At 65.6% G+C, this 17,669-nt stretch carries 12 protein-coding genes; 7 read left to right on the top strand and 5 right to left on the bottom strand.

Annotated elements, in window-relative coordinates:
* Window positions 1-193 precede the first annotated feature (193 nt).
* From sufB to J7643_06010, 7 genes are all read left to right on the top strand, one after another.
* Window positions 194-1,624 (top strand): Fe-S cluster assembly protein SufB, encoded by a 1,431-nt coding sequence (sufB, locus tag J7643_06040; GenBank protein ID MBO9540137.1) that lies wholly within the window; start codon window positions 194-196, stop codon window positions 1,622-1,624.
* Window positions 1,621-2,403, top strand: a complete 783-nt coding sequence (gene sufC / locus J7643_06035) for a Fe-S cluster assembly ATPase SufC (protein ID MBO9540136.1) — start codon at window positions 1,621-1,623, stop codon at window positions 2,401-2,403. The genes sufB and sufC overlap by 4 nt, the downstream gene beginning before the upstream one ends.
* A 3-nt stretch (window positions 2,404-2,406) precedes the next feature.
* Window positions 2,407-3,666 carry a Fe-S cluster assembly protein SufD gene (gene sufD, locus J7643_06030; protein MBO9540135.1) on the top strand — a complete coding sequence of 420 codons (1,260 nt, stop codon included), beginning with the start codon at window positions 2,407-2,409 and terminating at the stop codon, window positions 3,664-3,666.
* A gap of 8 nt (window positions 3,667-3,674) precedes the next feature.
* Window positions 3,675-4,928, top strand: a complete 1,254-nt coding sequence (locus J7643_06025; protein MBO9540134.1) for a cysteine desulfurase — start codon at window positions 3,675-3,677, stop codon at window positions 4,926-4,928.
* Window positions 4,928-5,398 carry an SUF system NifU family Fe-S cluster assembly protein gene (locus J7643_06020; protein MBO9540133.1) on the top strand — a complete coding sequence of 157 codons (471 nt, stop codon included), beginning with the start codon at window positions 4,928-4,930 and terminating at the stop codon, window positions 5,396-5,398. The genes J7643_06025 and J7643_06020 overlap by 1 nt, the downstream gene beginning before the upstream one ends.
* A gap of 12 nt (window positions 5,399-5,410) precedes the next feature.
* Window positions 5,411-5,962, top strand: coding sequence for a NifU family protein (locus J7643_06015; protein MBO9540132.1), 552 nt, complete (start codon window positions 5,411-5,413; stop codon window positions 5,960-5,962).
* A gap of 133 nt (window positions 5,963-6,095) precedes the next feature.
* The gene (locus J7643_06010) at window positions 6,096-6,497 is read left to right on the top strand and encodes a hypothetical protein (GenBank protein MBO9540131.1); all 402 of its coding nucleotides are present in this window, start codon (window positions 6,096-6,098) and stop codon (window positions 6,495-6,497) included.
* Window positions 6,498-6,574: 77 nt separating this feature from the next.
* Here the strand turns inward: J7643_06010 and J7643_06005 are convergent, their stop codons facing one another.
* The 5 genes from J7643_06005 to J7643_05985 all read right to left on the bottom strand — a co-directional run bounded on the left by J7643_06005 (window position 6,575) and on the right by J7643_05985 (window position 17,665).
* Window positions 6,575-8,485, bottom strand: a complete 1,911-nt coding sequence (locus tag J7643_06005) for a hypothetical protein (GenBank protein MBO9540130.1) — start codon at window positions 8,483-8,485, stop codon at window positions 6,575-6,577.
* On the bottom strand, window positions 8,482-10,797 hold the full coding sequence (locus J7643_06000) for a carbohydrate binding domain-containing protein (protein MBO9540129.1): 2,316 nt from the start codon (window positions 10,795-10,797) through the stop codon (window positions 8,482-8,484). Before J7643_06000 ends, J7643_06005 begins: the two co-directional genes overlap by 4 nt.
* Window positions 10,798-10,801: 4 nt before the next feature.
* On the bottom strand, window positions 10,802-12,991 hold the full coding sequence (locus tag J7643_05995; GenBank protein ID MBO9540128.1) for a hypothetical protein: 2,190 nt from the start codon (window positions 12,989-12,991) through the stop codon (window positions 10,802-10,804).
* A gap of 112 nt (window positions 12,992-13,103) precedes the next feature.
* The gene (locus J7643_05990) at window positions 13,104-15,434 is read right to left on the bottom strand and encodes a carbohydrate binding domain-containing protein (protein MBO9540127.1); all 2,331 of its coding nucleotides are present in this window, start codon (window positions 15,432-15,434) and stop codon (window positions 13,104-13,106) included.
* A 5-nt stretch (window positions 15,435-15,439) separates the two neighbouring features.
* A complete protein-coding gene (locus J7643_05985) occupies window positions 15,440-17,665 on the bottom strand; it encodes a hypothetical protein (GenBank protein ID MBO9540126.1) in 2,226 nt (741 codons plus the stop codon).
* Between the last annotated feature and the right edge of the window lie 4 nt (window positions 17,666-17,669).

The following is a 17,669-nucleotide window of genomic DNA, read 5'->3' as shown; positions in this document are numbered from 1 at the left end:
GGCCCCGATCGGTGGATCGGGGCCCTTGCCGTGCAAGCAAGATTACCCGGAAAGTGAGCGATAGAGCCTCATTGCGACCCCGCCGGAGGACTCCATACAGCTTGACACCAGCCCTTCGGAAGCGTATCTTCAAAGAAGATAAATCAGACCGTTTTAGTCTTATTTCGCTCACCCTCTTACTCAGGAGCAATTCATGAGCGTTCAGGCCGTCGTCAATCAGCCTTACAAGCACGGCTTCGTCACCGAGATCGAGACCGACTCGCTGCCCAAGGGGCTGAACGAAGACGTCATCCGCACCATCTCGGCCAAGAAGAACGAGCCCGAGTGGCTGCTCGAGTTCCGCCTCAAGGCGTACCGCCACTGGCTGACCATGACCGAGCCCCACTGGACCACCTTCGAGTACGGTCCGATCGACTATCAGGACATCGTCTACTACTCGGCCCCCAAGCAGAAGAAGAAGCTCAACAGCATGGACGAGGTGGACCCCGAGCTGGTCCGCACCTTCGAGAAGCTGGGGATTCCCCTCTCCGAGCAGAAGCAGCTCGCCAACGTGGCGGTGGACGTGGTCTTCGACAGCGTCTCGGTCACCACCACCTTCAAGGAGAAGCTCAAGGAAGCGGGCGTCATCTTCTGCTCCTTCTCCGAGGCCGTCCAGGAGTACCCCGAGCTGGTCAAGAAGTACCTGGGCTCGGTGGTTCCCTACACCGACAACTTCTTCGCCGCGCTCAACTCGGCGGTCTTCACCGACGGCTCGTTCGTCTTCATCCCGAAGAACACCGTCTGCCCCATGGAGCTGTCCACCTACTTCCGCATCAACAACGAGGAGTCGGGCCAGTTCGAGCGGACCCTCATCGTCTGCGAAGAGGGCTCCGAAGTCAGCTACCTGGAAGGCTGCACCGCCCCCAAGTTCGACACCAACCAGCTGCATGCGGCGGTGGTCGAGCTGGTGGCGCTCGACGACAGCTACATCAAGTACTCGACCGTGCAGAACTGGTACGCGGGTGACGAAGAGGGCGTCGGCGGCATCTACAACTTCGTGACCAAGCGCGGCCTGTGCAAGGGCAAGAACTCCAAGATCTCGTGGACCCAGGTGGAGACCGGCTCGGCCATCACCTGGAAGTACCCGAGCTGCGTGCTTTTGGGCGAAGGGTCGGTCGGCGAGTTCTACTCGGTGGCGCTCACCAACCACATGCAGCAGGCCGACACGGGCACCAAGATGCTCCACATCGGCAAGAACACCCGCAGCACCATCATCTCCAAGGGCATCTCGGCCGGCAAGTCCAACAACAGCTATCGCGGGCTGGTCAAGATCGCCCCGGGCGCCTCGGGTGCCCGCAACTACTCGCAGTGCGACTCGATGCTGATCGGCGACGAGTGCCAGGCCAACACCTTCCCCTATATCGACGTCCAGAACCATACGGGCAAGGTGGAGCACGAGGCCTCGACCTCCAAGATCGGCGAGGAGCAGCTCTTCTACTTCGCCCAGCGCGGCATCGGTTCCGAAGAGGCCATCTCGATGATCATCAATGGCTTCTGCAAGGATGTGTTCACCCAGTTGCCCATGGAGTTCGCCGTCGAGGCGACCAAGCTGCTGGGCCTCAAATTGGAAGGTAGCGTCGGATGATCGTCCCCAACAGCAACGTCATTCTCGAAGTCCGTGACCTGACGGCCAACGTGGCCGGGGTCGAGATCCTCAAGGGCGTCAACCTGACGATCCGCGAGGGCGAGGTCCATGCGATCATGGGCCCGAACGGCTCGGGCAAGAGCACCCTCTCCAAGGTGCTCGCGGGCCACCCCGACTACGAGATCACCGGCGGCACGGTCCTCTTCCGCGGCAAGAACCTGCTCGAACTCGAAGCCGACGAGCGCGCCAAGGCGGGCCTCTTCCTGTCGTTCCAGTACCCGGTCGAGATCCCGGGCGTCTCGAACGCCGCCTTCCTGCGCCTGGCCTACAACACCGTGGCCGAGAGCCGCGGCCAGGACGAGCTGGATCCGCTCGAGTTCGACGACTTCATCCGCGAGAAGATCAAGGTCGTCGAGATGGACCCCGGGTTCCTCGATCGCTCGGTCAACGAGGGCTTCTCGGGCGGTGAGAAGAAGCGCAACGAGATCCTCCAGATGGCGGTGCTCGAGCCGACGCTCGCCATCCTCGACGAGACCGACTCGGGCCTCGACATCGACGCGCTGCGCATCGTCTCGAACGGCATCAACCAGCTCTCCAACGAGAAGAACGCCGTCCTGATGGTCACCCACTACCAGCGCCTGCTCAACTACGTGGAGCCCGACTTCGTCCACGTGTTCGCCGACGGCCAGGTCATCAAGACCGGCGGCAAGGAGCTCGCCCTCGAGCTCGAGAGCCGCGGCTACGACTGGGTCCGCGACGAGCAGAAGGCGACGGTATAGGCCATGCCGACCACCGCTGCCCAAGGCTCGGAAACGCTGGGGCGCGTCCAAGACGCCTTCCTGGCGAGCCTGATCGCCCTGAAGCCCGAGCTGACCGAGCGCCTCTCGGCCCTCACCTTGCCCACCATCAAGGATGAGGAGTGGCGCTTCACGAACCTCGCCACCCTCAAGCAGGCGACCTTCGCCCCGGCCACCCAGGCCCCCGAGGTCACCCTCGAGGACATCGCCCCCTTCATCCTGCCCGAGGCCCGGGCGAGCCGCATGGTCTTCGTCAACGGCCTGCACGCGCCGCACCTCTCGGACGTGAGCGCCCTGGGCCATACCATCGAGTTCGCCTCCGAGACCTGGGAAGAGACCGAGGGCGATGCCTTCGACGCCCTGAACGCCCTCTTCGCGACGGCCTCGACCGCGATCCGGATTCCCCGCGCGCAGCTTGCGCCCTCGCCCATCCACCTCTTGTTCGTCACCGTCCCGCAGGAGACGCCCGTCATGGCTTCTCCCCGCGTCAAGGTGACCCTCGAGACCATGAGCGAGGCGACCCTCATCGAGGACTACGTCGCCCTCGGCGACGGCGCCGCCTTCACCAACACGGCGACCGAGTTCTCGGTGGCCGCCGGTGCGCGCCTCAAGCACGTCCGACTCCAGCGGGAGAACAGGCAGACCCACCACCTGGGCCGCAGCGTGGCGACGCTTGCCCGCGATGCGGTCTACGCCGCGCACGCCATCAGCCTCGGCGGCGTCTTCTCGCGCTACGAGCCCAAGGCAGTCCAGACCGCCGAAGGCACCGACGTGAGCATGCACGGCCTGTTGCTGCTCTCGGGCGAACAGCTCGGCGATACCCACAGCACCCTGGACCACGCCATGCCCCACGGCACGAGCAACCAGATCCACAAGTGCATCGTGGCCGACAAGGCCCGCGCGGTCTTCAACGGCAAGATCCTGGTCCGCAAGGACGCCCAGCAGACCAACTCGGCCCAGTCGAGCCGCAATCTGCTGTTGTCGCCCAAGGCCCGGGTGGACGCCAAGCCCCAGCTCGAGATCTTCGCCGATGACGTGAAGTGCGCCCACGGCGCCACCGTCGGCCAGCTCGATCCCGAGGAGGTCTTCTACCTCCAGAGCCGCGGCCTCAGCGAATCGGACGCCCGGAGCCTCCTGGTGTACGCCTTTGCCGCCGAGGTCTTCGAGCACGTGCCCATCCCCTCGATCAAGGAGCAACTGCGCACCCTCGTGCAGGAGCAGCTCCTCGCGAGCCAAAGCGAATAGGTAAGCCCATGACCACCACGACCACCCGCAAGCTTCAGGATGCGCCCTTCGACGTCGCGCGCGTGCGCGCCGACTTCCCGATCCTGAAGCGCGAGGTCAACGGCAAGCCCCTCGTCTACCTGGACAACGGGGCCTCGAGCCAGATGCCCCAGCCCGTGATCGACCGGCTCAACCGCTATCACACGAGCGAGCATTCGAACGTCCACCGGGGCGTCCACACCCTCAGCGAGGCCGCCTCGGCCGAGTACGAGGCGGTGCGGGGCAAGGCCCAGCGCTTCATCAACGCCAAGGACGAACGCGAGATCGTCTTCGTGCGCGGTGCGACCGAGGGCGTGAACCTGGTCATGCACGGCTATGGCCGCCTCTTCATCAAGGAGGGCGACGAGATCCTGGTCTCGGCCATGGAGCACCACGCCAACATCGTGCCCTGGCAGATGCTCTGCCAGGAGAAGGGGTGCGTCCTCAAGGTCATCCCCATGAACGATGCCGGCGAGTTGTTGCTCGACGAGTACCAGAAGCTCCTGGGGCCCAAGACCAAGCTCGTGGCCGTCACCCACGTTTCCAACGCGCTGGGCACCGTCAACCCGGTCAAGGAGATGGTCGCCATGGCCCACGAAGCGGGTGCTGTGGTGCTGGTGGACGGCGCTCAGGCCGTCCCCCACATGAAGGTGGACGTCCAGGACCTGGACGCGGACTTCTACGTCTTCTCGGGCCACAAGATGTGCGGCCCTACCGGCAGCGGCATCCTCTACGGCAAGGCCGCGCTGCTCGTGAAGATGCAGCCCTTCATGGGCGGCGGGGACATGATCCTCAGCGTCTCGTTCGAGAAGACCACCTACAACGAAATCCCCTTCAAGTTCGAGGCGGGCACCCCTGCAATCGCCCCCATGATCGGCCTGGGTGCTGCCATCGACTACCTCGAAGGCATCGGCATGGACAAGATCGGCGCCTACGAGCACCAGCTCCTGGCGTACGCCACCGAGCGCTTCGCCGAGCTCGAAGGGGTGCGGATCGTCGGTACGGCCAAGGACAAGGCGGCGGTCATCTCCTTTGTGATCGAGGGCGTCCACCCGCACGACGTGGGGACCATCCTCGACTCCGAGGGCGTTGCCGTGCGCGCCGGCCACCACTGTGCCCAGCCGGTCATGATCCGGATGGGGGTGCCTGCCACGACACGCGCCTCCTTGGCCTTCTACAACACCCCAGAGGAAGTCGATGCCTTGATCGAAGGCATCAAGACCGTTCAGAGGATTTTCGGGTAATGGCCGACCAGAAGCAGCTCTACCAGGAAGTGATCCTGGAGCACAACAAGAAGCCCCGCAACTTCGGCGCGGTGGAGAACCCCAACCGCAAGGCCGAGGGCCACAACCCGGTCTGCGGCGACCACATCACGCTCACCCTCGACGTGGAAGGCGATCGCATCGAGAAGATCGCCTTCACCGGCGACTCGTGCGCCATCTGCAAGGCCTCGGCCTCGATGATGACGACCAACATCAAGGGTAAGACCGTCGAAGAGGCCGAGAACCTGATCCAGGAATTCCGGGATCTGGCCACGGGCAAGATCACCGCCGAGACCCCGGGCCACCACCTGGGTCGCCTCACCGTCTTCTCGGGCATCGCCACCCTGCCCTCGCGGGTCAAGTGCGCGGTCCTGCCCTGGCACACGCTGCATGCGGCCTTCGCGAACGCCGAGAACGTCTCGACCGAAGGCAGCGCCGACCCCGCTCACTAAAAGGATAGCCCCATGCCCAAGATCGCCGAAATCGAGCCCACGCCCAACCCGAACGCCATCAAGTTCGTGCTCAAGGAAGCGCTGACTACGGGCGTCGCCCGCTCCTACGACAACGCCGACGCCGCGGCGAACGATCCTTTGGCCTCGGAGCTCTTCGCCATCCCGCACGTCATCAACGTCTTCTACCAGGACAAGTGGCTGACCGTGACCCAGGACGGCAAGGCCTCTTGGTCCGAGCTGATGCGCGAGCTGGCCGTGCCCATCCGCGCGGCGGGCTCCGAGCGATCGCCGAGCGATGCCAGCAACGCTACGCGCCAGGCCATCGTGGCCGAAGGGGACGAGACGCGCCTCGCCCGCATCAACGAGGTCCTGGACACCAAGGTGCGTCCGGCGCTCGCCGCCGACGGCGGCGGGCTCGAAGTGATCGAGCTTGCGGGCAAGATCCTCAAGGTCCACTACCAGGGCGCCTGCGGCAGCTGCCCCAGCTCCTTGACCGGCACCCTGATGGGCATCGAGAACCTGCTCCAGAGCATCGAGCCGGGCCTGATGCTCGAAGCCGTCTAACGAGTGCCCTGAACGTCAGCAGCCTCACACCGAAGGTGTAAGCGACCTGGCTTGGCATGCGCACCAAACCTATCATCATTGAGCATGGCCTCAAAGATGGCAGGTTTCACTTTGACCGGAGGAAACGCAGCCCATGTCGCAAGAAAAGACGCTGGAACAGTTACAGGCCGAGCTGGTGACGGCCCTGATGCAGGACGAGGCCCTCAAGGCCGAGTTCATCGCCAACCCGAACGAGGTGGCCTCGCGGGTGCTCGGGATTCAGATCCCTTCGTTCATCAAGCTGATGCCCGTCGAGATCCCCGCCAACGCCATCCTCGTCCCTTTGCCCGCCAAGATGAGCGAGGACGAACTCTCGGACCTGGATCTCGAACTGGTCGCCGGCGGTAAATCGACTGCCGAGCGCGTGGTCTATGACCTTCTCCCTTTCGATCTCAAGATGCTCGGCAAGAGCTTCGCCTCGGTAGGCGATGCGTTGAAGAACCCCCAGGACTTCGCGAACCACTTCAAGAACACCGTAGGGAGCCTGTTCAAATAGGCTCGCCTTCCGCTGAGATGACGCGAGACGCCGGGCGATCATGCCCGGCGTCTCGCGTTCGATTTCTTGAGCCTGGATCAGTACAGGGCCCCGACTTCCTGCACCGTCGGTGAGAAGGCCGCGTTGCCCGTGGTCAGCGTCAAGCGGAGCCTGAGGAAGCGACCCGTGGTCGCCACGAGGTTGGCCACGTTCTTGCCCTGTGCCGAGGTCCCCGTCACCAGGTTCCAGGCGCTCCAGGTCACCGCGTCGCTCGAGGTCGCGCTCTCGACGGCCACCTGGGTACCAGCAGGCAGGCTCTCGAGGTCCCAGTAGGCGGCGCTCCAAGGGACGGAGCTGCCCGCGTCCAGCGGCGGTGTCACGTAAGTGCCCGAAAGGGCGTAGACGGGCGTATCCGGCTGGCGGTGGCCCGTCAGGCGCAAGGCCCCACTCTTCGAGCGCTCGTCGACGCCTCTGAAGCGCTGGAAGCGCCCGTTGTTGTAGTCACCGATGAGCAGCGACCCATCGGGCATGAAGTTCATGCGCCGGATCTCCCGGAACTGAGCGGGACCACTCCCGAAACTGCCGAACTGGCTAAGCCGCTCGCCCGTCAGGGAGAAAACCCCAATGTTGTTGGTGGCTCCCGAGTAGGGGGCCCCAGCGAGCACACGGCCCCATGGGGCCGTGAGGATCGGATAGGTGGCACCACCGGTCGCCCACGAGGTGAGGAAGGCGCCGTCGGGGGTCAGCTTCTGGATCCGGTTGTTCTGGTGATCCGTCGCGTACAGGTAGCCCTCGCCGTCGATGGCGACGGTATAAGACCGCTTGAAATAGCGCGGCGCGTCGCTCGCCACGGGCGCCGGGGCGGCCGTCCCCGAGACCCACGTGGTGCCGTTGCCGATCCCCCGCAGGAAGGTGCCGGTCGGATTGAACTTCTGGAGGCGGTAGTTGACGGCATCCCCCACCCAGAAGTTGCCTTGCGGATCCTGGGCCACGCCGTGGGGCGAGCTGAACCAGCCGTTCACCGAGCCGGTTGCAGGCGCAGGGGCGTTGCTCCCCGCGTACCAGGGATTATTCCCGTTGCCGATGCCCATGCGGAAATTCCCACTGGTGTCGAAGCGCAGCATCCGGTGGTTTCCGGTGTCCGCCACCCAGACGAAGTCGTCCCGGTCCACCATCACGCCGAGCGGATCATTGAACCAGCCGTTCAAGCTGCCTGATGCGACCGGGGGCGGGGTGCTCTCCGGCCCCCAGATCTGGCCCTCGCCCCACGCCCGCACGAAATTGAGGTTCGAATCGAATTTCTGGATGCGGTGGTTGCCGCGATCGGCGACGTAGATGTTCCCCAGCGAATCGGCGGCCGCCGAGTCCGGGAAGACGAACTCCCCGTTCAGGCTGCCCGTCGCCCCGAAGGAAGAGAGGTAGGCGAACTGATTCGAGTCGAAGACCTCGACGTTGCTGGTGGTGGCCCCCGGCGTGCTGAACTCCTGCATGGTGGTAAACGAGGCCTGGGCCCCGAGCTGGGTCGCACCGTTCCCGGCGGGGCCCGTCACGAGGTCGTCGGCACCGCCGCCTGCCTTCACCACCACCGACAGGCTCAAGCTGAGCTGGTTGCGGCCCGAAGCGAGGGTGACGGGCAGCTTGCCCCAGCTGAGCATGGTCCCGGTGCCGTTGAGGCCCGAATAGCCCGCCGCGTACAGGGTGTAGCCTCCACCGGACGGCAGGCCCTCGAAGGAGACCGTCGTGGCGCCGCCCGTGTTGACGGTCGCCGTCTGGTCGGGCACCCCCGCGCTGCGCAAGAGAATCTTCACCGACTGGGTATTGCTTAGGATCGCCTGAGTGCTCAGCGGCAGCGCGACCCGAATGGTCACAGACGCCGTTCCCCGTGCGGCGACGAGCGATTGGCCGGCGTTTCCCGGCGAGGCGAGCGGGCGATCAAGGATGCAGCCACCCACCGCCAGCACCAGTGGCAACAGGGACCAGAGCCCCAGGTAGAGAGGCGAGCGCTTCATGGCATCACTCCCAGGTAGGCGCGACGAATCTCGTCGGGCGATCGCTGCACGTCCCAGACCTTGAGACCGTCCAGTGCCCCTTGCGGGTTGACCACCGAGAAGATGTTCGTGTTCAGGAAGTCGTTGCAGGCAAAAGTGAGCAGGTTGAGCGCCGAGCCCCCGTTGAGGTTGCCTGAAAAGGGCCCTGTCGCCACCCGCGCGCCGTCGAAGTAGATCTCGTCACCTGCAGGCCCCCAGGTGATCGCCAAGTGATGCCACTCGCCTGCTTTCCAGGGCTCCGAGGTGGGCGTCCAGGTCGCGCCGGCATCCCAAACCGAACCGGGGCCCCCATGGGTCATCAGGGTGAGGTTACCACCGACCTTGGACAAGTAGAGCACGGGCCACTTGATACTATTCGCCCCATCGATCGAGAGCAGCTTGAAGTCCCCGTCGGTCCAGGAGTACGTCGGCTGGTACCAGAACGCGATCGTGCCCTGCGTCTTGCTGACGTACCGGAAGGCATCGTAGGTCAGGCGATCCTGCCCGGGCTCGCCGGCGTAAGGCGTCGCCTTGGGGCCCTGCTCCACCTGGAAGCCGTCGAACCAGACCGTGCCGCTCTTGTTGCGGAAGATCGGGATCACCGAAGCCGACGCGCAGGTGTTGAAGAAGGTATGCGAGAAGGAAACCCGGGTCCAATCGAAGGTGCCCACGGGTGCTGCGACGTTGCGGACGTCCGGCGAGGAGAGGGCCGCATTCGGGAGGTAAGCATCCACGTAGATCCCGAAATCGGTGGAGCTCTGAGGCCCCGAAACGTTTTGCCCCTTGACCCAGACCGAGAAGGTATAGGTCTTGCCCGCCTCGTAGGTGTAGACGTGATTGAAGCGGGCGTAATCCGCTGTCGCACCCGTGCTCTTGTCGAGCTTGAGCGCACGCCCATGGAAGAGGGCGTCCGGGTCCAGCGAGATGGTCGCCGTGCTCGAACCGACCCGGACCATCCCGTCCGGGATGCCGTTAGCATCCGCGTCCTTTTCGAAGCTGGAGTTCGGCAGAACGTTGACCGCGCGATCGATGAAGACGGCCGTCCCGCCGCGCCCGGCGACCGGCGTCACCCCGACGCTCTCGAAGGCGTTGCCGAAGCCATCGAGCATCAGCCGACCCTGAGGGCGTAAATCGGTCGCGGCGCCTTCCTCGAACTGAGCCCCGTCGAGATCGACAACCGTCGGATACAGGGTCTGCCCTGCCTTATCCCCCAGCCTGACCACCAGCACGCCCTTGTTGGTGGTGTCCGTCGGGGTGAAGGTGAGCGAATAGCGCTGCCAGCTGGTCGTTAGCGAGATCGTGGAGCCATTGAAGGTGGCTCCGCCGGTCTGGGGATTGGCGTGGAGGAAGATGCGATCGCCGGCGCGCGCGGCGCGCGCGAAAATCGAGAAGGTATAGGTCTTGCCCGCTTCCCACTTGACGCCCAGGGCCATGAACTTGGAGGTATAGCCCTGCCCCACCCAGACGTCCCCGCTCGCCGCCGCCGTCGCACGGACGAAGATCCTGCCGTCCATCGCCCCTGCCGTTTCGAGCGAATAGCTGGCCACCGCTTGCGCGTCCCACAGCTGCCAGGACGAGAAGCGATCCTCGAAGGAAGGATTCAAGAGGCGATTGCGCTCGGTGGTCCCCAGCGCGAGCCCGTAGGTGCCGCCCGGTCCCGGGCGCACGATCTGGATCGGATCCAGGTTGAGGGCGAGGGCCTCGCCGACGAGCCCATCCACCGATCGCACGAGCGATTCCGGCGCCGTCGCGCCCAGCGCGGCGGGCAGGAGGGTCCCCGTCACCGGATCGTAGACGAGCTTGCCGATGACGTCCGAGGCCGAGAGAGCCTGCTGATCCCAGAGGATGGCGGCGGCCGTCGTGGTGGTGGAAAGCCGGATGCTCGTCCCCGAGACGGAGGTCCAGCCGCCCGCGTTGAACTGCACCAGGGTCCGCAACCTGAAGGCCGCGTTCGAGGTGCCGCCTAGCGCCTTGCTGGACTCCAGGAGGTACAGCGCCCCCAGGACGGGGGTGAACGAGCCGAGGGCCTGCACGGTGAAGGAGCCGTCCGACGCGGTGATACCCGTGCCCTTGGCCTGGAAGGTCGACGGATCGATCAGGGTCACCGTCGCGTTGGCCCGGACCTGGCCGGCCGTCGCCTGGGTGTCGTAACCGCCGGGCAGCAACAGCTCCCCCTTCAGGACGGGCTGCACCACCGACGCTCCGGGGTTCGAGACGGCAAGCGGCGCCGGACGACAGCCGAGGGCCAAGAGGGCAACCAGGACAAAGCTAAGGACGAGCCGCAGCGTACGCATCGCGCTACTCCTGTTCGAGGCCGCGCGCCGCGCGGGCGATCGCTTCGGAACTCAGCGCGACATCGCGGATCCGGAGCTGATCGATGACCGCATCGGCCGGGGCGCTCTTGTTCGCATCGGCCCCGACGGTCACAGTCGTACCCGGCACGAAGTTCAGGGTCGCCGCCGGGTTGTCGTTCGCGAGACTGCCTGCAGCCCTGCCGTCGAGATAAAGGCGCACGTCGTTCGCCGAGCCGTCCCAGACCGCGGCGAGATGGTGCCAGCGCCCCGCCTTGATCAGCGCAGCCGTATCCGACGCCAGGAAACCGACGCGTCGGGTCTGAGCGTCGTCCCCCGCCTTCGAGGTGGCGTAGAAGTACAGCTGATTCCCGAGCTTGTGGACACCGAAGTTAGTCTCGGTCCCCCCCTGCACGCGCACGAAGCAATGGTTGAGGCCGTCACTGCCGTTCCAGGTCGGCTTGAACCAGAAGGAAATCGTCCCCCGGGTCGCGTTGAACCGATCCTTGGCCGGGAACACCACCGGCGCGTTCGCGGGGATCAGGCGCTGGAGACGGTGGTTGTTGTAATCGATCACCCACAGCTTGCCATCCGGTGCGAACGTCATCCCGCGCGCCGCCCTGAACTGGCCGTCCCCGTAACCCAGCGAACCGAACGTGCCGAGCAGCTCGCCGTTGGGGTCGAATTTCACGACGCGCGAGGCCGTGGCGGCGATCGAGTACTCCGAGACCCAGAAGTTTCCGGCGTTGTCGAACTTCACGTCGTCGGGCGCGGTCAGCAGCCCCTTGCCAATCTCGGCGACGAAGGCACCGTTCGAGGCAAAGCGCTGAATCCGGTGGTTCGAGCGATCGCAGATGTAGACGTCGCCGTTCGGCGCGATGGCGAAGCCCGTCGGAATGTTGAGTTGCCCGGGGCCCGTGCCGAAGCCCGAGCCGAAGGTCTGCAGCAAAGCCGTTCCGTCCGCACTGTAGCGAATGATCCGGGCGTTCAAGCCATCAGCGGTCCAGATCGTCCCGTCACGGGCGATCAGGCAATTGCTGGGGTTCCAGAACTCGTGGCTGAGGCTCCCGGACGCCGGGGCGGGCGGCACGGTCCAGCGGCTTCCCTGACCGATCCCGAAGAGCAGATTGCCCTGAGGGTCGAATTTCTGCAGGCGAAAGTTGTAGAGCTCGGAGGTCAAGAAGTTACCGTCGGCGTCGATGCTGATGCCGTGCGGCGAATCGAACTTGCCCGCCCCCGTGCCGAGGCTCCCGAAGGTCGACAAGAAGCGGCCATCCGAGGTAAAGCGCTGGAACCGGTTGTTCTTCCAGTCAGCGACCCAGATGGTTCCCGAACGATCGGAGGCGACGGCGATCGGCGAATCCAGCTGCCCCTGCCCCGAGCCCCTGCTGCCCACCTGGCCATCGTAGAGCGCAACGGCGGTCGAGAAGGCGAGGGCCTGCCCCCCGTCGCGCCCAGGCACGAAGGTGCTGCCGGTGCCGGCAGCCGAGAGGGCATCCTCCAGGTCGAAGAGGACGCGGCCCATCTGGGCCCCCAGCGTGAGGGCATAAGCACCGTTGGCATAGGTCAGCCACTTGACGGGGTCGAGGTTCGAAGCGAGCGCCTGGCTCACCAGCCCCGCCACCGTGTCCACCTCGCTGGTCGTCACGCCGGCCGCCGGGGTGAACACCCCGGTCGTCGGGTCAAGGGCATCCAGCAAGCTGGTGCCCGAGAGGGCCCTCAGGTCCTTGATCGCTGCAAGCGCGGTGGTCCGCCCGTTCAAGAGCACGCCCGCACCGCCGCTTTGAGCGGTCGTCGTGCCGGAGAGCGAACGCCACTTGGCCCCGTCCCAGGCCACCAGGGTCCGGAAGCGCAGCTGTGCTCGGTCGTTGGTCTTGTCGAAGCTCTTGAGGGCCTCCAGCACGTAAACCGTGTTGGTCACGGGCGCCCAGCTCACGAAGGGATTGAGACTGAAAGTCCCCGTGCCATCCGTCAGCCCCGTCGCCACCACCGTGTTGCTACCGTCCAGCAGCGTAACCGTCGCAAAGGCCACAAGCTCCCCTGCCGTCGCCTGCGCCGCGTAGCCCGACGACACCCGCCCCCAAAGCGAGGCGGGTTCTTGAGAAGCCGCGCCGATTTGCGGCGGCTCGACGATGGGACGTACGCTCGGCTGACACGCGCAGAGGCATGCCACCAGCAGGAGGGAGATTCGCTTCAAGCTGTAGCCTCGCTAGCCAAAACGCCTGACTGCATGATTCATTCCACGATTCAGGAATGAAATAACCGCCCGAAATGGGCGCCACGACAAGCGTTAGGCTAAAACCCCGATGCTACAAAGCTGTTACACCTAACGCGTCGCGCCGGATGGCGATCGGATCCCGCTGCGCGTCCCAGACCTTGAGCCCGTCGATGGTCCCGTTCAAGCAGTAGCCTGCGTTGTTGCCGAGGCCCGAGAAATACAGCAAACGCAGCTGCCGCGCGAAATAAATCGCTCCGCTGTAGTCGCTCACCGCCACGCACTCTCCGTCGACGAACAGCTCCGAGTTTCGCGCACCCCAGGTCAGCCCCACGTGGTGCCAGGTATCCGCCTTCCAGGCCTCGGTGGACGCAAACCAATCAGCCGTGCGCCAGTTCGCCCCGTCATGGACCGCCAACGTGAGACTCTGGCCACCCGCGGCCGTCCGATTCTTTCGCAGGAACACGATGGCGTCATCGGCCGCGTTCGTCATGCCCATGAGGTAGCCGTTGCCTCGATCGTCGCTCCAGTCATAGGCGGGGCGGTACCAGAACGAGATCGTGCCCTGGGCAGGATTCAGCGGGCGGGCATCGACGGTCAGCCGATCGACGCTCGTCCCATCGCCCGCGTACGGGGTGGGCATCATTCCCTCTTCGACCTGAAGACCATCCCACCAGGCGATCCCCGTCTTGTTGCGGAAGATCGGATACAGATCCAGGTGGTCGCAGGCGGGGTTCCAGTAGAAGCTGACGCTGAGCCGCGTCCAGTCGAAGGTCCCGGTGGGGGCCGCCATGCGCGGCGACCCGCCGTAGGCGCCCGTGGGGGTGCGCTGGTCCAGGTAGAGCCCGAAGTTGCTGTTGTCGGGGGCCCCTGAAATGTTCTGGCCCTTGACCCAGATCGAAACGGTGTAATACCGACCGGGCTTGAAGGGGTAGTAGGAGGGATAGTTAACGATTTCGGTGGTGGCGCCGCCCGAGCGATCCATCTTGAGGGCGTACTGCCCGAAGAGGGCGTTGGTGGCATCCAGGGAGCAGAGGGCAGCAGGTCCGGTCCTGGTCATGCCATCGGGCACGCCGTCGGCGTTGCTATCCACCTCGAAGCTGGTGTTCTGCAGGGGCGAGAGCGAGTTCGAGGCGATGTTGACCCCGTTATCGACCACGATCCCCTTGCCGACGCGCCCCGCGCTCGGGGTGACGCCCGCACCCTCGTAGGCATTGGCGATGCCGTCGATCAAGAGCTTGGTTTGCGCCTGGTAATCGCTGCCGATGCCGCCCTCCTCCAGCTGGGCGGCGTCCACGTAGAGGGTCGCTCCGACCGCTTGACCGATCGAATCGTTGAAGCGAACGAGCGCGATCGCCTGGGAGGTCGAGTAGGCGGAGGTGAAGGTCCAGGAGTAGCGCTTCCAGCCGGTGGTGAGGGCAAAGATCGTGCTACGCTGCTCGCCGAAGGGAACCTGATAGTTGAAGGCGAGCGCCAGCTTCTCGCCCCCGACTGCTCCGCGCGCATAGACCGAGTAGGTGTAGGTACGGCCCGCCACGAGCCTCAAAGGGGTTCGGCCGTTCGTGCCGTCGTAGCCCTGTCCGAGCCAGTTGTCACCCGCACTGGTATAGGCGATGCGCAGGCTGCGTCGCCCCTCGTAGGGGGCCGCGGTATCCAGCGAGTAAGAGGCGTTGGCCGTGTTGTGCAGCTTCCAGTTCGAAGGGGGCGTGCTCCCCTCCTCGAAGCCCGCGTTCACCAGCAAGTTCAGGCTGGCGTTCTCGAGGGTCAGCCTGAACGCGTCGCCCGGGCCCGGCCGGATGGTCTGCACCGGGTCCATGGACAAGAGCAGCGCCTGATTGACCAAGCCCTCGATCTCCTGGACCTTCGCGGCGCTCAGGGTGGCCGTCAGAGCGCTCGCCTGGTGCAGGCCCGTGCTCGGATCACGCGTCACCTTGCCGATGACGTCCGCGGCCGAAAGGCCCAGGTGATCCCAGAGGACGGCGACGGCCGTGGTCATGGGCGAGAGCTGGATCGCGGCCCCCGAGACGGAGGTCCAGCCGCCCGCATTGAACTGCACCAGGGTCCGCAGCCTGAAGGCCGCGTTCGAGGTGCCCCCTAGCGCCTTGCTGGACTCCAGCAGGTACAGCGTCCCCAGGACGGGGGTGAACGAGCCAAGGGCCTGCACGGTGAAGGAGCCGTCCGGGGCAGTGATGCCCGTGCCCTTGGCCTGGAAGGTCGATAGGTCGAGCAGGGTCACCGTCGCGTTGGCGCGCACCTGGCCCGCCGTCGCCTGGGTCCCGTAGCCCTCCGGCAGTTGGAGCTGGCCGCGCAAGAGCGGCGCCTCTGTGGCCACCGGCGCGATCGCAGGCGTCATGGGCGCTGGACGGCACGCGAGCACCATCAAGGCCGAAAGCAGGAGGGTCAGCATCAAGCGAAGACGTTGCATGGCGCTCACTCCTGGACCAGCTTGCTCGCCTCGCGGGCGATCGCCTCGGGGCTCAGCACCCCGTCGTAGATCCGGAACTGGTCGATGACCGAATTGGCGAACAGGGACGTCCCGCTGATGGCCGCTCCGACCATCAGGTTGCCGGGGTCGCCGAAGTTGAAGCTCGCGGGATTGCCCGTCTGGAAGCTCCCGTACTCCTTGCCCTGCAGGAAGAAGCGCACCTGGCCCGTGGCGGCATCCCAGGTGCAGGCCACGTGGTGCCACTGGCCCGGTCGCAGGACCTGCTCGAGCTCAGCGCGATCGATGCCGACACGCCGGGTCTGCGCTTCGCTCGCCGTGTTGTCCGAAACGTAGAAGTAGAGCTTATCGGCCAGGCCGGTATTCGGGTTGCCGTAGGTCAACACGAAACGCGCATTGGGCTGGCTGATCTCGAAGAGGTAACGGGTCGTGGTCGACTCGATCCCCCAGCTCGGCTTGAACCAGAGGGAGAAGGTGCCCTTCGCGCGGTTGAAATTCCCGCCGGTCGGGAACTGCATCGGCCCGTTGGAGGGAATCAGGCGCTGGATGCGGTAGTTGTTCTCGTCCGCCACGTAGAGAGCTCCGTCCGGCGCCCAGGCCATGCCGCGCGCCCGGTTGAACTGGCCCGCTCCCGTCCCGCTCGAACCGAACTGACCGAGGTAAGTGCCGGTGCGGGTGAACTTCTGGATGCGGTGACCGTTATACTCGCTGACCCAGACGTTCCCCGCCTGGTCGACGAGGATGTCCTCGGGCATGTCGAACTGGCCGGGGCCCGTGCCGTTACTGCCCCACTTGCCGAGGAAGGCCCCGCTGCTCGAAAGGCGCTGGATGCGGTGGTTTCGGCGATCCGAGACGTAGACCTCCTGGTTGGGGGCGATCGCCAAGCTGATGGCGTTGTCGAAGGCCCGATCGATCGACGCGCTCGCGTTCTGGTTGCCGGCCGCAGTCGTCCAGCTCGTCCCGTTGCCGACGCCCAAGAGGAAGTTGCCGCTCGGATCGTACTTGAGCACGCGGTGGTTGACCGAATCGGCGATCCAGATGTTGCCCGCCACGTCGAACTTGGCATAGTGCGCGGCGTTGAGCTGGTTGTGGCCGCTGCCGCCCGTGGAGCCCTGCCCCGAGGTCCAGCCGCTGCTCCCGTTGCCGATCCCGAACAGGAGGTTGCCCGTGGCGTCGAGCTTCAAGACACGGTAGTTCGCATAGTCGCTCACCAGCAAGTCGCCGTTGCGGTTCACGTCCAGGCTGTGGGGGTTCGAGAGGGCCCCGACCCCGGATCCCACCGTGGTGTAGGTCCGCAGGAAGCTCCCGTCGAGGGTGAGTAGCTGGATGCGGTTGTTCGTCCGATCACCCGCGTACAGGATGCCCTCCGAGGTGATGGCGAGGCCGGTCATGGGGCCGAAGAGGCCGTTGCCCACCCCGCGCGCGCCGAGCTGACCGTCGTACATGGCGATCGCGCCCGCGATCGCATAAGCTCGGCCGCCGTCCACGCCGCGGACCGCCGTGGCTCCCGCCAGGCCCTGGGTAATCGCATCCTCAAGGTCGAAGACCACGCGGCCCGTCTGGGGCCCCATCGCGAGACCGTAAACCCCGCTCGCATAGGTCAGCCACTTGACGGGGTCGAGGTTCGAAGCGAGCGCCTGGCTCACCAGCCCCGCCACCGTGTCCACCTCGCTCGTCGTCACGCCGGCCGCCGGGGTGAAGACCCCGGTCGCCGGATCCAGGGCACCCAGCAGGCTCGAACCCACGATGCCCCGCAGGTCCTTGATCGCCGCAAGCGCCGTGGTCCGCCCGTTCAAGAGCACGCCCGCACCGCCGCCTTGAGCGGTCGTCGTGCCGGAGAGCGATTTCCACTTGGTCCCGTCCCAGGCCACCAGGGTTCGGAAGCGCAGCTGTGCTCGGTCGTTGGTCTTGTCGAAGCTCTTGAGGGCCTCCAGCACGTAAACCGTGTTGGTCACGGGCGACCAGCTCACGAACGGGTTGAGGCTAAAAGCCCCCGTGCCATCCGTCAGCCCCGTGGCCACCACCGTGTTGCTGGCATCCAGCAGGGTCACCGTCGCAAAGGCCACAAGCTCGGCAGCCGTCGCCTGGGCCGCGTAGCCCGATGAGACCCGCCCCCAGAGCGCGGCCTCGGTCTGCGCGGCCGAAACGGGCGCCGGCGCCCCGGTGAGGGGGCGAGGCGCCGGGGCGCAGGCCACCAGCAAGATCGGAACCAACAAC

The organism is bacterium (assembly GCA_017744355.1).
Classification (GTDB): Bacteria; Cyanobacteriota; Sericytochromatia; order S15B-MN24; family UBA4093; genus JAGIBK01.
Note: the sequence above shows the minus strand (reverse complement) of the source record. Positions and strands in the feature narration are given on the sequence as shown.